Source organism: Candidatus Protochlamydia sp. R18 (genome assembly GCF_000648255.1).
In the GTDB taxonomy this organism is placed as follows: Bacteria; Chlamydiota; Chlamydiia; order Chlamydiales; family Parachlamydiaceae; genus Protochlamydia; species Protochlamydia amoebophila.
The window spans coordinates 1-14176 of record NZ_BASL01000658.1 but is presented as its reverse complement, the minus strand read 5'-3'; the positions used below and the strand labels follow the sequence as shown (position 1 = coordinate 14176).

The 14176-nt window shown below is 35.7% G+C and carries 10 protein-coding genes and 1 pseudogene; 4 read left to right on the top strand and 7 right to left on the bottom strand.

What is annotated here, in order from left to right:
- The first annotated feature begins 112 nt into the window (after positions 1 to 112).
- Positions 113 to 934 carry a 50S ribosomal protein L11 methyltransferase gene (locus TY19_RS04115; RefSeq protein WP_052354767.1) on the top strand — a complete coding sequence of 274 codons (822 nt, stop codon included), beginning with the start codon at positions 113 to 115 and terminating at the stop codon, positions 932 to 934.
- A gap of 648 nt (positions 935 to 1582) precedes the next feature.
- Here the strand turns inward: TY19_RS04115 and TY19_RS20525 are convergent.
- The 5 genes from TY19_RS20525 to TY19_RS04090 form a co-directional block, all read right to left on the bottom strand.
- The gene (locus TY19_RS20525) at positions 1583 to 1708 is read right to left on the bottom strand and encodes a hypothetical protein (RefSeq protein WP_255346660.1); all 126 of its coding nucleotides are present in this window, start codon (positions 1706 to 1708) and stop codon (positions 1583 to 1585) included.
- 372 nt (positions 1709 to 2080) lie between these two features.
- Positions 2081 to 2332: an FmdB family zinc ribbon protein gene (locus TY19_RS04105; protein WP_011174579.1), complete on the bottom strand. Its 252-nt coding sequence runs from the start codon at positions 2330 to 2332 to the stop codon at positions 2081 to 2083.
- A 207-nt stretch (positions 2333 to 2539) separates the two neighbouring features.
- Positions 2540 to 4222 (bottom strand): chaperonin GroEL, encoded by a 1683-nt coding sequence (gene groL, locus TY19_RS04100; protein WP_042280476.1) that lies wholly within the window; start codon positions 4220 to 4222, stop codon positions 2540 to 2542.
- A gap of 24 nt (positions 4223 to 4246) precedes the next feature.
- Positions 4247 to 4543 (bottom strand): co-chaperone GroES, encoded by a 297-nt coding sequence (locus tag TY19_RS04095; RefSeq protein ID WP_039355744.1) that lies wholly within the window; start codon positions 4541 to 4543, stop codon positions 4247 to 4249.
- A gap of 141 nt (positions 4544 to 4684) precedes the next feature.
- The gene (locus TY19_RS04090; RefSeq protein WP_042280474.1) at positions 4685 to 5920 is read right to left on the bottom strand and encodes an exo-beta-N-acetylmuramidase NamZ family protein; all 1236 of its coding nucleotides are present in this window, start codon (positions 5918 to 5920) and stop codon (positions 4685 to 4687) included.
- A 287-nt stretch (positions 5921 to 6207) separates the two neighbouring features.
- Between TY19_RS04090 and TY19_RS04085 the strand changes: the two genes are divergently transcribed.
- From TY19_RS04085 to TY19_RS11585, 3 genes are all read left to right on the top strand, one after another.
- Entirely contained in the window at positions 6208 to 9870 is a 3663-nt protein-coding gene (locus TY19_RS04085) for a bifunctional proline dehydrogenase/L-glutamate gamma-semialdehyde dehydrogenase (RefSeq protein WP_042280473.1), read from the top strand.
- Positions 9863 to 12040, top strand: coding sequence for an ATP-dependent helicase (locus tag TY19_RS04080; protein WP_042280471.1), 2178 nt, complete (start codon positions 9863 to 9865; stop codon positions 12038 to 12040). Before TY19_RS04085 ends, TY19_RS04080 begins: the two co-directional genes overlap by 8 nt.
- A 227-nt stretch (positions 12041 to 12267) precedes the next feature.
- Positions 12268 to 12585 (top strand): GNAT family N-acetyltransferase, encoded by a 318-nt coding sequence (locus TY19_RS11585; protein WP_158383128.1) that lies wholly within the window; start codon positions 12268 to 12270, stop codon positions 12583 to 12585.
- Positions 12586 to 12631: 46 nt separating this feature from the next.
- Here the strand turns inward: TY19_RS11585 and TY19_RS04070 are convergent, their stop codons facing one another.
- Complete coding sequence (locus TY19_RS04070) at positions 12632 to 13213, bottom strand: hypothetical protein (protein WP_042280470.1); 582 nt, start codon at positions 13211 to 13213, stop codon at positions 12632 to 12634.
- 347 nt (positions 13214 to 13560) lie between these two features.
- Positions 13561 to 14143: pseudogene (locus TY19_RS04065) on the bottom strand (IS982 family transposase).
- Between the last annotated feature and the right edge of the window lie 33 nt (positions 14144 to 14176).

Sequence of the window (14176 nt, the reverse complement as noted above, 5' to 3'; positions counted from 1 at the left end):
TGAAAAATGCCCTTCAAGAAAAATATTAAAGAATTCATTTTCTCTCTATAATCATTACGTTGCTAAAAATTTTGCTAAGCATGAAAAATGAATAAATAAAAAGAGAATCGGAATGAAGGAGCTTTACAAAATTACCTTGAAGAAGGAGCTTTACAAAATTACCTTGAAGAATGATCTAACATTGGAACAAGCTTGGGAAATTTTGGAAGAAAATGCTTTCGAATTAGCCTATGGGGAAGAAGAAGAGAGTAGGGGAATTCTTTATCTTTATTTAAACTCTGAGAATGAGGTTTCCGCTTATTTTTGGATTAAAGAAATTGAAAAGGTACAATTACCTAAAATCGATTGGGAATCACAATGGGCTTTGTATGGTTTAGATTTTAAAAATGGGTCGGTCCACCTTTCTTTTGACAAATTTGGAAGGAAAGCTGAGCCCATTTTACTCAAACCTGGCCCGGGTTTTGGAGATTTATCTCATCCAACGACTTTACTTGTTTTAGAACTGATGAGCCAATATTTAACAACACAAAGTGTCATCGATATTGGAAGCGGAAGTGGTGTTTTGTCTTTAGCTGCCCTTGCTCTAGGTGCTTCGTTTGCATATGGAGTGGACATTGATCCAGCAGCCATTGAACACGCTCAAGAAAATGCTAAGTTTAATCAAATGGAATCTCAATGTATTTTTATGCTACCAGGAGAATTTCAATTTCATTCTCTTACAGTTCCTTTGATTGTGATGAATATGATTTTTTCTGAACAAAAAATTGCCTGGAATGCCCTTTCCTCTTTGCATCGCTTACAGGGTTTACGTCTAATTTCTGGAATACGTCAAGAGGAGCGAGACGTCTACTTTGAGCAAACAAAAAACTGGGGGTGGAGATTAAAGGAAGAAAAAGAAAAAGAGGGATGGCTAGGCTTTGTTTTTGAGTGTTAGATTAAAGAAGTGGTAAACTTCGATTTTAATTTAAGGCATTTTAAAAGATTTTTAAGTTTTTTTGCTGTTTATCTGAAAATAGCACTTTCTTTGTGGAAACGTCGGGATAAATATCATAAATGTAGTACCTTCATCTCATTTTAATCTTTTTAAAATGGCAATGGCAATATCCTCATTTGCCTAGATTGCCCTGATGAATAGTTGAAGAAAACTCGTCTGTTTTTCTTGATATCTCATAAAGATAATTTTTTAAAAAAAATAGCCACAAAGATTCACTGTTGCGATAAACAAGGATAACAAGAGCTTTATCTATTTAAAAATGGCTCAATATTTTTATATTAATATTATTTTTTATGTGCAGCAATTGAATGAGATTTTTGGTAAATAAAAAAAGCAGGGACTTTATTGTAATAAATAAAAGATATTGATATAGTTTTTTATTAACTAGTAAGGTGGTTATATGCTCTTAACAAGCACTTTCTTAAATTTTTCAGTGAATCAACCAAAATTTTTATCTGATTTTGTTAACAGATCAAAAGACTATTTCAAGTTTGATTTAGCTAACCGTGTGAAGCAAATTGCAAAAGAGATTTTTTCAAAATTTTCTGAGACAATACAAAAAAATAATAATAACAATCAACGTTCCAATCAAAATAGCGTCAAAGGAATTTCGATGCTTTTTTGCGTAACAATAATTTTATTACTTTTTAATTCTTTTTTTCGCCGCTCAGGCTCTTCATTTCCTCCACCTACTCCAAGGATAGGAGATGACATTACACATATAGAAAGGCAACCTAGTGTGTGAAATTAATAAGCGCAGAGCGGCTCAGATTTAGATTAAACCCAATAGTTTAAGGATAGCTATTACTCCTACGGGCACGCCTAAAATCCAAAGAAGAGCCATTCTTCCTAATCCCATATCTATTCTCCTGTTTGAGAGTTTTATCCAAATGATTCATGGGTCACATTTCTTGTCATGAACACTTTTTATATTATATAATTGTTATTTATTATATTTAAATTAAAAATAGATTTAAGAGTTATTTCTTTTTTATTTAATAGAATAAAAATAGATGTACATAATTCAAAGTATTTGATCGACAACTAGATAAGCCAAATAATTAGATTAAAAACGATCGTTGGCTTTTAGTTTTTAGGTTCCGAAGAACAAGAAGAATTTTTTCCGCAAGGACAACTCTGATCTGAAGTTGATGATGAAGGATAATCCGTAATATAAAATCCTGTCCCTTTAAAATGAAGTCCTACTCCCCCTCCAGGCTGCCTTTGAAAATTATTTTGTCGACAAGAGGGACAAATTTTTAAAGGCTCTTCGCTAATTTTTTGAAAAACTTCTTCTTGATAGCCACAGCTTGTGCAACAATAATCGTAATGGGGCATAATAACCTTTGACTGAATAGTCCTGTTGCTAAATTGATTAAGTTATGCTTAGTTTCAAACTTCAGAGTTTATCTAAAGCATTTAGATCACGAAGTGATTAGCTTTCTTTATTCTTTCGGTGATCTCTGAAAGATTTTTTTAACAAGAATATTTAAAATCCATCCCTTTGATATACAAAGGGATGGATTAGTTAAATGGGGGAGAAGCTTACATCATTCCCATACCGCCCATACCACCCATGCCACCCATTCCCATTCCTCCCATACCACCCATGCCATCCATGCCTGGCATGCCAGCAGGTTGAGATTTAGGTTGGGGTTTATCAGTAATCATTGCAGCTGTTGTAAGTAAAAGTCCTGCAATAGAAGCGGCATTGATTAGCGCGCTTTTGGTGACTAAAACAGGATCTATTACTCCTGCTTTTAACAAATCTTTAAATTCGTCGGTTAAACCATCATATCCATAAGAACCTGTTGCTTCATAAATCTTTTCAGCAATCAAATTTCCTTGTTTCCCACAGTTATTAGCAATAGCTATTGCTGGCGCAAAAGCGGCTTGCTTAATAATGGTTAAGCCTATCGCTTCATCGCCTGTAAGTTGCAATTTTTCAAGGGATTTAACAGCGCGAAGAAGAGCGACTCCACCACCCGGAACGATTCCTTGCGCAACAGCTGCCCGTGTGGCATGTAATGCGTCTTCCACACGCGCTTTCTTTTCTTTTAATTCTGTTTCAGTCGCTGCTCCGACATTAACAACTGCAACACCGCCGACCATTTTTGCTAGACGTTCCTCTAATTTTTCTTTGTCATATTTAGAAGTACTTGCATTCGCAAGTTCAGCTTTAATTTGAGCAAGGCGGCTTTTCACCTCATTTGATTGTCCAGCTCCATCGATAATCGTTGTTTCTTCTTTTGAAACCTTAATAGTCTTTGCTCTTCCAAGAACTTCTGGTCCTACTTCATCCAATTTTAGACCTACTTCTTCTGAAACGACTTTTCCTCCTGTCAAAATGGCAATATCTTGCAACATAGCTTTACGTCGATCTCCAAAACCTGGTGCTTTTACTGCACAAACAGTCATCCCTGCTTTTAGTTTATTGACGACAAGAGTTGCAAGAGCTTCTCCATCAATATCTTCCGCAATAATGAGCAAAGGGCGTGCTCCTTTTTCCATAATTTTTTCTAAGACAGGAATAATATCTTTAGCTGCGGATAATTTTTTGTCTGTAATTAGAATATCTGCGTTTGAGAGCTCAACGCTCATTTGTTCTGCATTGGTGATAAAGTAAGGGGAAACGTATCCTTTATCAAATTGCATGCCTTCTACATAATCTACATGTGTTTCAATTCCTTTTGCTTCAGCAACAGTGATGATTCCATCTTTACCCACTCTTTCCATTGCTTCTCCAATAATACGGCCGATCTCGCCATCATTATTAGCAGAAATTGTGGCAATCTGTCTAACTTCTTGGGCTGTATTTACTGGCGTAGAAAGTTGATCCAGAGAGCGAGTTATTGTTTCAACAGCTTGATCTATTCCCCTTTTTAAACTCATTGGGTTTGCACCGGCTGCCACGTTTTTGACACCAGCAGAATAAATGGCTTCAGCTAAAACAATGGCTGTTGTTGTTCCATCTCCTGCTACATCAGATGTTTTAGCAGCAACTTGATTAACTAATTGAGCACCCATGTTTTCAAATTTGTCTTTGAGAACAACTTCTTTGGCGACTGTGACACCATCTTTAGTAGAAAGAGGAGAGCCAAATCCTTTGTTAATGACAACGTTGCGCCCTTTTGGGCCTAAAGTGACTTTAACGGCTTTAGCAAGCGTTTTTACACCTTTTAAGATTGATTTTAAGGCTTCTTCGTTAAATTGTAATAATTTTGCCATAAACGGGTCCTTGCATTAAAAAGATTAAGATAAAATTCCTAGAATATCGTTTTCGGATAAGATTAAATAATCTTCATCATTATCTTTAACCTCTGTACCAGCGTAGGCTCCAAAAAGAATGCGATCACCAACTTTAACAGAAAGAGGTTCAAGTTGTCCGCTTTCACTCATTTTACCAGGACCTGCGGCAATGACATGTCCTTCTCTTGGTTTTTCTTGCGCTGAATCAGGAAGAAGAATGCCGCCTTTTGAAGTAGCAGCTTTTGCTCGTTGAACTACAACGCGATCTCCTAAAGGTTTAATTTTAGTCTTAGTTGTCATGTCTATTCTCCTGTTATTTTCATCTGTTTTATTGACTCTGAAAAAAAGCATTTTAGGATTGAAAACGATTTATGTCAAGGAGCTGAAATAAAATTTTAGCAGTTACTTGTTGTAATTGCTAGTTTTGCTAAATGGAAGGGTTCAATAGAGGAGGTAAGAAGCTCTTTTATTCACAAATAAGGCCCGTTCTTTTTCATGAAGAGAGCGTAATTTCCAAAGAATATATTGCTCTTCTTTAATGATTCTAAACACTTCTGCCGTCCCATTGACTTTATTAAACATTTCTTGTCTATGAGAAGATTGATTTAATGCAGCTTGAAACTCTTTGGGATATAAACTTTTTAACATGCCAATAAGCAAATATTGGGTAGAGACAGGTAAATATTTTTTGGGGTTAGTTAAGATTATTAAAACACCCTGACAATTTTGATGAGCAAAGCGACCAAAAAAAGGGCGATAGTAAAAGGGGTGAAAACGGACGCCTGGAAATTTTTGTTCATTAAGTTTTTTTGCAAATTTTTCTGCATTAATCCAAGGAGCTCCGACAACTTTAAAGGGTAGGGTGTAGCCTACACCAATATTAACAAGTTGAAGTTCTCCAAGCAACCCAGTGATAGGATAATAAAGAGAAGTTTCTGCTTCGGGAATATGAGGGCTAGTTGGGATCCAGATGAGTCCTGTCTCATTAAATGTCATCTCTCTTTTCCACCCTTTCATGGGAATAACTTTGAGTAAACAGTTAATTTTATATTCTCCATTAAAATAAGAGGCTAATTCTCCGATTGTCAGTCCGTGACAATAAGGAATATTAACGTACCCCACAAATGAACGCCATTTTTCTTCTAGTAAGGGTCCATCAATTGTTAAGCCATTAATGGGATTCGGTCTATCGAGAACAATGACTGGAATTTTGAGTTTAGCTGCTTCTTCCATCACATAAAATAGGGTAGAAATGTAGGTGTATGAACGCGAACCGATGTCTTGAATATCATAAATTAAAACGTCGAGATTTTTTAAAGACTCTTGCGTTGGCCGTCTTGTAGATCCGTGTAAACTGTAAATAGGAATCTCTGTTTCATAAGAATCTTTAACGATTTCATCTGCATATTGAATTCCTTGTAAGCCATGCTCTGGAGCAAACAGAGCTTGCAGTTTAAATTCAAAAAAAGAAGCATTTTTTTTTAAACAATTGATGGTTGTCTCACCCTCATGATTGATTGCGGTATGATTTGTGACTAATCCTATACGTTTACCTTTGATTAATTCTACGTAAGAAGAATCAAACAGAGAATCGATACCTACTGTAACTTGTGTAAATCCAACAGTCGGGATTACAATAAATATAAAAAAAAGGAATAAAGTTCGTAGGATTTGCATAAGTAAACAATCTATTGATTAAAAAACTCAAAATTATAGCAAATCTCAAGAAAAAACATACAAATTTGAACATCTAACATTTGCCATTTTAAATTCTCAATTTTTTGATATTTGTCGGTTGTATACATCATTTTCACTACAAATTTTCAGGTAATGAGTTAAGAAGTGCATTGGAAATAGTTCAGTATACGAAACACTTTTTTTAAAGAGATAAGTTTGTTATAAAGGGCGCTTGGTTTTGCGTTGCAAAAGGATCAATTAATCCTCTATCAAACCTGGGTTAGCACATGAAAAAGTCTTCTTTGATTGAAAATGCCTTATTTCAAATTCATTCAGTCAAAGGAAAAAAACTTTCATTACAAGAAAGGCAAGATTTGGCGATTTCGTTAGCAGCTAAAATGCTAAAAGAGGCGCAATATATTCAAACAAAAGCTGAAAAAAGGCAACAAGCAGAACTTGCTGGAATGATGAACGATTCCATTGGTAAGATTTTTACAACCGCCTTAACAGACCAGTGTTTTAGAAGTCTTCAAAATAGTAGAGTGGCTGATCAACTTGCGCAAGTCATTCACAAATATGGAATCCCCATCTACTTATCGGATAAAAAACGACTAGCCTTAAAAGCTTTTAGCCTAGTTGGTAAAATTTTCTCTTCTTTAGCAGTTCCTATTACTATTCGACTGATTCAGAAAGAAACAAGGCATATTATTTTACCGGGAGAGCCTCAAGCATTTGCTAAACACATGAAAAAGAGGTGTCAAGAGGGAGTAAGAATTAATCTTAATCATCTAGGTGAAGCAATTTTAGGAGAAGAGGAAGCCAGGCGCCGTTTGCAAATTTATCTGGATGATTTAGCAAATCCTTTGATCGAGTGTATTTCTATTAAAATTTCTACTATTTATAGCCAAATCCATTTACTGGCTTGGGAAGAAACCTTAGAAATTTTATCTGAAAGACTTCGCTTATTGTATCGAGCAGCAATTAAAAATAAATATAGACGAGCAACGGATGAAGTCATATCGAAATTTGTTAATTTAGATATGGAAGAATATCGAGACTTAAACCTAACAGTCGCACTTTTTAAAAAAGTTTTAGATGAGCCTGAGTTTTTGCAATATCAAGGCGGAATTGTTTTGCAAAGCTATTTACCCGATTCCTATTTAATTCAACAAGAGCTAACGCAGTGGGCAATGCAAAGAGTTAATCGGATGGGAGCTCCTATCAAAATCCGCCTTGTAAAAGGTGCTAATTTAGCGATGGAGCAATTTGAATCTGCTGTTCGTTTATGGCCACAGGCTCCTTACACAACTAAAGCAGATGTAGATGCAAATTATAAACGAATGGTCACGTATGGATGCGAGTTTCAACGTGCTCAGGCAGTTCATTTAGGGATTGCTAGTCATAATTTATTTGATATCGCTTATGCTTTATTACTCCGTTCTGAAAATCAAGTTGAAAAAGAAGTCTGCTTTGAAATGCTGGAGGGAATGGCTGATCATATTCGACGAGTTGTTCAAACTTTAGCAGATGACATGCTTCTTTACTGCCCAACTGCCACTAAAGAAGAATTTCAAAACGCCGTTGCTTATCTTGTCAGACGTTTAGATGAAAATACAGCTCCTGAAAACTTCTTACGTCATGCTTTTGATTTAAGGCCTGGCACTGATGATTGGAATAATCAAGTTCTTTTGTTTAGACAAGCCTGTCAAAATTACGAACAAGTTTCCGATCAACCTAGGCGTTTACAAAATAGATTGCATAAAGATCGTTTGCTCAATCAACGAAAATGTTTCCAAAATGTGGCAGATACTGACTGGTCATTATCTCACAACCGCCAATGGGCGAAAATAATTATTGATCAATGGAAAAATAAAAAATATCCAGATGTTCCTTTAGTCATTAATGGCTTCCACTATACTTCAGAAAATCGCTGGGGAATTGGAGAAGATCCCTCTTTTCCTGGAAAAATTTTGTATCGCTATGCGTTAGCTTCCAAAGAACACGTTAACGAAGTTTTAGACGCTGCTCAAAATGCTTATTTAAAATGGTCTGCGACAACTCCGCAAGAACGGGCCAATTTATTAATAAAAATAGCGCAAGGTTTAGAGCTACATCGTGCTGATTTGATTGGAGCTATGATTGCTGATACGGCTAAAACACTAATTGAAGCAGATATAGAAGTTTCCGAAGCGATCGATTTTGCTAATTATTATCGCTTCAATTTATTAGAATGGATGTATTTGGAAGATATCAAGTGGAGTGCTAAAGGTGTTGTTGTCATTGCTCCTCCTTGGAATTTTCCATGTTCGATAGCGGCTGGCGGTGTTTTAGCAGCCTTAGTTACTGGTAATGCGGTAATTTTAAAACCTGCTGTTGAGTCTGTTTTAGTCTGTTGGCATTTAGCTCAAATTTTTTGGGAGGCGGGAATTAGCCAGCAGGTGTTACAATTTGTTGTTTGCGAAGATGAACCTGTGGGAAGCGCCTTAATTCAAGATTCTCGAGTGAATGCAGTTGTCTTAACTGGTGCGACAGAAACTGCAAAACTTTTTTTACGCTTAAGGGCAAATTTGGATTTAATGGCCGAAACGGGTGGTAAAAACACAATGATTATAACCTCTATGGCTGATCGTGATTTAGCGATTAAAGATTTGGTTCAATCGGCGTTTAGTCATGCAGGACAAAAATGTAGCGCATGTAGTTTGGCTATTGTAGAAGCAGAGATTTATGATAATCTTCACTTTCGTCAGCAATTAAAAGATTCTGTAGAAAGTTTATCGATCAGTTCCCCGTGGAAATTAAAATCTAAAGTTAATCCTTTAATTCGTGAAGCTAACCCCAATCTGTTACGTGGTTTAACGCAGTTAGAGGAAGGGGAAGAATGGCTTGTACAACCTAAGCAAGATTCTCAAAATCCTTATCTTTGGAGTCCGGGAATTAAGCTTGGTGTAAAACCAGGGAATTTTACCTATAATACAGAGTTATTTGGGCCTGTTTTGGGGCTTGTAAGAGCAGAAAATTTCGATGAAGCCTTACACATGATGAATCAAACAGGCTACGGTTTAACTGCAGGTATTCATACCCTAGATGAAAGAGAGCAGAAGCAATGGTTTCAAAAAATAGAGGCAGGGAACTGTTATATTAATAGAACTATGACAGGAGCCATTGTTGAAAGACAACCATTTGGAGGGTGTAAAGAAAGCAGTTTTGGAAAAGGATCGAAAGCTGGAGGTCCTAATTATCTAGTGCAGTTTATGCAACCTTCTCAAAAAAACTTACCTACAGAGCAAAAAGAGTTAAAAGAAATGCCTCTGGCATTTCTAAAAAATGTTCAGAGACTAAAGTATTTGAGTTCCGAAGAATATGAAATTTTTAGTTTAAGTATGAAAAATTATGCTTTCTATTATGATTTATATTTTTCTCAATCTCATGATCCTAGTTTAGTTAGAGGGCAAGATAATTTACAAACTTATCGCCCGCATACTCAAATTTCGGTTAGGGTACAATCACCTGATCGTTTAATAGACTTATTACGTTTGATAGCAGCCTCTATTATTTGTTCTACCCCTTTAATGTTGAGTACAGATAATCAAGAGACTTACCAAAAATTCCAGTCTTTACGTTTACCTCCTTTCATTTCTTTTAAATTGGAGCCTGAATCGACCTTTATCGAAAGATTAGAGCGAGGTGAGATCAAAAGAATGCGTGTGTTAAGCCCTTTCTCTAAATCTTTAGAAAATACTTTAGCGAATGCAGCTTGTCATTTAAATAGAGGGGAAGTGATGGCCAATGGACGATTAGAACTTCTTCATTTTTTAAGAGAAGTAAGTTTAAGTTTTGATTATCACAGGTATGGAAACCTCGCCGAGCGAGAAAAAGAATATAGACATCCATTACCCGGTCATAAAGGAAAAACCTGTTTACCTTGTGGAGCTTGTTGTTGTGATGGATAATTTATTTAATTTAAATAAAGAGCAAAAAGATGCTGTGACAACCTTAGAAGGTCCGGTATTAGTATTAGCGGGGGCGGGATCTGGAAAAACGCGTGTTGTTACCTCTAGAATTGTTAATTTGATAGAAAATGGAATTTCTCCTTCTAATATTTTAGGAGTAACATTTACAAACAAAGCCGCTCAAGAAATGAGAGAACGCGTTTGTAAGTTGACTCAACATCATGTTCTCATTTGTACATTTCATAGTTTAGGAGCAAAAGTTTTGCGGGAAAGCATTCATGTATTGGGATATCAACGTGATTTTACAATTTATGACGAAGAAGATGTTAATAAATTAGTCAAAGCCTGTTTAATAGAACTGAATTGGCAAGACAAAAAAGTAGATGCCAAGCCTTTTCGCCAAATGATCTCTCAAGCGAAAAATATGTTGCAACAACCTAATCCACACTATGATAAAGAGGTATCTTCCGATTTTGATGAAGCCTTTCCTCATGTCTATGCACTTTATCAAAAAAAGCTTCAAGAGTATCAAGCAGTTGATTTTGATGATCTCCTTTTTTTAACAGCTAAAATTTGGCGTGAATATCCCTCTGTTCTTAATTATTACCAAGATCGCTGGCCCTTTGTTTTAATTGATGAATATCAAGATACTAATGCTGTTCAATATACCATGACGACCTTACTTGTAGAAAAAAGACGTAATTTATTCGTTGTCGGTGATCCTGATCAATCTATTTACTCTTGGAGAGGAGCAAATGTTCAAAATATTTTAAATTTTGAGCGAGATTATCCAGGTGCTAAAGTTATCCAATTAGAGCAAAACTATCGTAGCCGTACCAATATTTTAAATGCTGCTAACGCTTTAATCAGTCATAATACGAATCGTTTTGAGAAAGAATTATGGAGTGAACTGGGCGCTGGTGAGAAAGTTAAACTCTTTATTGGAGATGATGATCGAGCTGAAGCTGAATTTGTGGCTTCGCAGATTTCTTATCATCACAAAGAACATCAAATCTCACTCAGTGAAATGGTTATTTTTTATCGAACGAATGCCCAATCAAGGGTTTTTGAAGACTACTTGCTTTATCGGGGAATACCCTATGTCATTGTGGGTGGGATCTCTTTTTATCAAAGGCGTGAAATTAAAGATATTTTGGCATTTTTGCGTTTTGCGCAATCTGGTGCAGATTTTGTAGCCTTTGCGCGAACAATTAATTTACCTAAAAGAGGCCTAGGAGAAACGACAATTGAAAAAATTCGGCAGAGCGCTAATGAAGAAAGAATGACGATTTACGCTTTTTGCGAGGCATTATTAAAAAATACTCCCATGAAATCTATTGTTCGATTAACAGCCAAGCAGAGAGAAGGTTTAACCGAGTATTTAGCAATTGTCCAAGAACTACGTACTTTAAGTAAAGCTGGATCTGTACGAGAACTTGTTTTAGCAGCGATTGAAAAAACAAAATATTTGAACTATTTGATGGAAGATAAAGAGTCCTACGAAGACCGTAGAGAGAACTTGGATGAATTGATTACTAAAGCTGTTGAATGGGAAATTTCTGCGACAGATCCTTCATTAGAGGCCTTTTTAGAAGAACTTTCTCTAAAATCTAGTTTAGATGAAGCTAATCAAGCTGTCGAACGTTTAAGTTTGATGACTATCCACAATGGCAAAGGTCTTGAATTTACGACTACATTTTTAGTTGGGTTAGAAGAAGATTTATTTCCTCATGTGAATTCTAAAAATAACCGTGAAGATGTGGAAGAAGAACGGCGTCTTTGTTATGTGGGTATTACAAGAGCAAAAGAATATCTTTATTTGAGCTTCTGTCATACCAGATATTTATGGGGAAATCTTCGCTTTCAAAGGCCAAGTCGATTTCTTAAAGAGCTGCCCTCAGAATATCTAGAAAAATGTCAACAATCCCAAATAATTTCTAAGCATGCTTTACAAAATCAGCAAAAAGAACGTGTTACGTATGTGGAAAAACCGCTTCCTAGCGGCGAAATTTTTGCTCCCAGCGATACAATTTTTCATAAAGATTTTGGAATTGGGCAAATCAAGGAGGCTTATGAAGGCTCGATGGGGTTGACATATAAAATTTTTTTTACAAAAGACAATAGTGTCAAAACTCTCGTGGCAAAATATGCCGTTTTAAACAGAGTATAACTATTAAGCTGTTACAAATAGAGGAATTATTGTTAGGGGAAGGAAGTTAAAAACAAAACAGCTTATTTTGAGGCAATTTACAATTAATCTCCACCTTTTTGCCTGGTTGATGGCAGATCCAGAAGTTATGCAGTTTTCGCTGAGTGGTCCTATAGCGAAAGAAAAGGCTCAAGTTTATTTGCAAAAGCGAATACTCGATCATTATACTCAATATGGATATGGTCTATATGCCGTTGAGAAAAAAAGATTGTCAATTTATCGGATTTATGGGGTTAATTAACCCATCCATTGATCAAGAACAATTAATAGAACTCAGGTATCGCTTTCACCCTAATTATTGGGGCAGAGGATTGGCAACAGAAGCCGCATTGGCTGTATGCCAATATATATTTGATCAATTAGGAATTAAAAAATTAATCTCGTTTATTGATCCTCAAAACTTTCGTAACCTTGGAGTTGCTAAGCGAGCGGGAATGGCTTTTTGGAAAGAAACAATCTTTCATGGACTACCTATGCATATTTATAGCATGGCTAGTCGATGTTAGTTCAACATCGGCTAGTCATTAAAATGCTTATCGGTTGTAATAAAGGCTATTGCTGATAAAAGTTATCTGAGGGATTGGTGTATTGATTGGTTCGTGAGTCAAAATTTTGTGTCGTACTGTATGGGTAAGCTGATTGGTCTGAGTAACCTCTATTTGAAGGCTGTGCACAATAATTGTTCCCATCTTCTTGAGGCGCCCTTTTATAATATCCTTCTCGATAAGTAGGAGCTGTGCAATTACTATTTTTTTCATATTGAGGGTGATATGTTGAACGATCAGTTGCATCATAGCCTATTCCACGTAGACCTGGATGCCTTTGATCATAGGCATCCGATTGTGTTTCTCCATTATAAAAAGCTTGCTTATCATAGCGCCAGTTTTCTTTGTAATCCCAATTTCCTAAGTTTAAATTTTTCTCATAAAGGGTTTTATCTTCATTCCGATCTGCAAAAGCAATTTCTTCTCGCTCATAACGTGGAATGTTTTGAGGCACTGAAGAAGCATTAGAATTTTGTGGGTTAGGGACATTCGTGGAAGGTAAAGAATTTCCGTAAAGGGAAGTGATCGTTACTAAGGTTAGTTGTAAACCAACATAAAAAATTTTCTTAGAAAAATAAGCGATGTGCATAAAAACCCCCAAATGATCATGTTTATAAAAACTTTTTTTTGCCTACTAAATATGAATATGTCAAATAAAAATTTTACAGTGTAGTAATTTCTTTTCATTTAAAAAATAATGTAATGAGTTGCATCGTGGAAAACTATCCATTAGCCTTCATACAAACTTTTCTCGTTTTTGTACTTTTTTCGGGATCGTTTAATATGCACATGGGCTAAGAAAATTATAAAGTAAACTAAATTGTAACTAGTTAAAACTAAAGAAAAGCCTTTTTATGGGTAGTGCTAAATAGGTAAGGCTCTCAATTGTCTATTGTGATCACAAATAAAATATTTTATTAACCTGAACTTTGGGTTTCAAGCAGCAATAGCTACACAGAATTTCTCTTCTCTAAAATTTAAAGATGGCTTTTTCCGTTGATGGCTATATGCAGCAAGCCCGTCTAGCCTATTTACCAAAAAATTGCCTATATTACGATGTCGAGTATGTTCAATTTGAGAAATATTTTTAAGTTGATCGTTGACTGTATATAAGAGATCTCTTTCGTAATAAAATTTTATCATTAAAGGTCATTAATTTTTGTTTCATGTTTGCTCGTACACTCGTAAACAACTCTAAGCCCTGTTCTAGAAGACTTTCTGTTAATTTTCCAGAAATATAACCTTTGTCTCCAAATAACTTTCCAAACAGACCCTTGGAAAGGGTTTCAGCCATCGATACATCAGATACATTACCTGGTGTAAGTTGAAAAGCTAAAATTTCCCCGCTGTCATTAATAATTATGTGTAATTTGAAACCGTAAAACCATCCTGAAGTGTTCTTCCCTCTTTTTGCTAGCCCTGCAAATACCTTATTTCGCGAAATTCTTTTATTATGACATACTGCTATTGATGTAGAATCAATAAAAGCTATTCCCGTCACTTTACCTTTTCTGTGCATGAGGTAAGCAAATAAAGGAACAAACATATTTTT

Excerpts from the sequence above, each read along its gene's own strand:
- TY19_RS04115 (WP_052354767.1), top strand. The coding sequence starts at position 113 with ATGAAGGAGCTTTACAAAATTACCTTGAAGAAGGAGCTTTACAAAATT.
- TY19_RS20525 (WP_255346660.1), bottom strand. The coding sequence starts at position 1,708 with ATGTCATCTCCTATCCTTGGAGTAGGTGGAGGAAATGAAGAGCCTGAG.
- TY19_RS04105 (WP_011174579.1), bottom strand. The coding sequence starts at position 2,332 with ATGCCCCATTACGATTATTGTTGCACAAGCTGTGGCTATCAAGAAGAA.
- groL (WP_042280476.1), bottom strand. The coding sequence starts at position 4,222 with ATGGCAAAATTATTACAATTTAACGAAGAAGCCTTAAAATCAATCTTA.
- TY19_RS04095 (WP_039355744.1), bottom strand. The coding sequence starts at position 4,543 with ATGACAACTAAGACTAAAATTAAACCTTTAGGAGATCGCGTTGTAGTT.
- TY19_RS04090 (WP_042280474.1), bottom strand. The coding sequence starts at position 5,920 with ATGCAAATCCTACGAACTTTATTCCTTTTTTTTATATTTATTGTAATC.
- TY19_RS04085 (WP_042280473.1), top strand. The coding sequence starts at position 6,208 with ATGAAAAAGTCTTCTTTGATTGAAAATGCCTTATTTCAAATTCATTCA.
- TY19_RS04080 (WP_042280471.1), top strand. The coding sequence starts at position 9,863 with ATGGATAATTTATTTAATTTAAATAAAGAGCAAAAAGATGCTGTGACA.
- TY19_RS11585 (WP_158383128.1), top strand. The coding sequence starts at position 12,268 with ATGCCGTTGAGAAAAAAAGATTGTCAATTTATCGGATTTATGGGGTTA.
- TY19_RS04070 (WP_042280470.1), bottom strand. The coding sequence starts at position 13,213 with ATGCACATCGCTTATTTTTCTAAGAAAATTTTTTATGTTGGTTTACAA.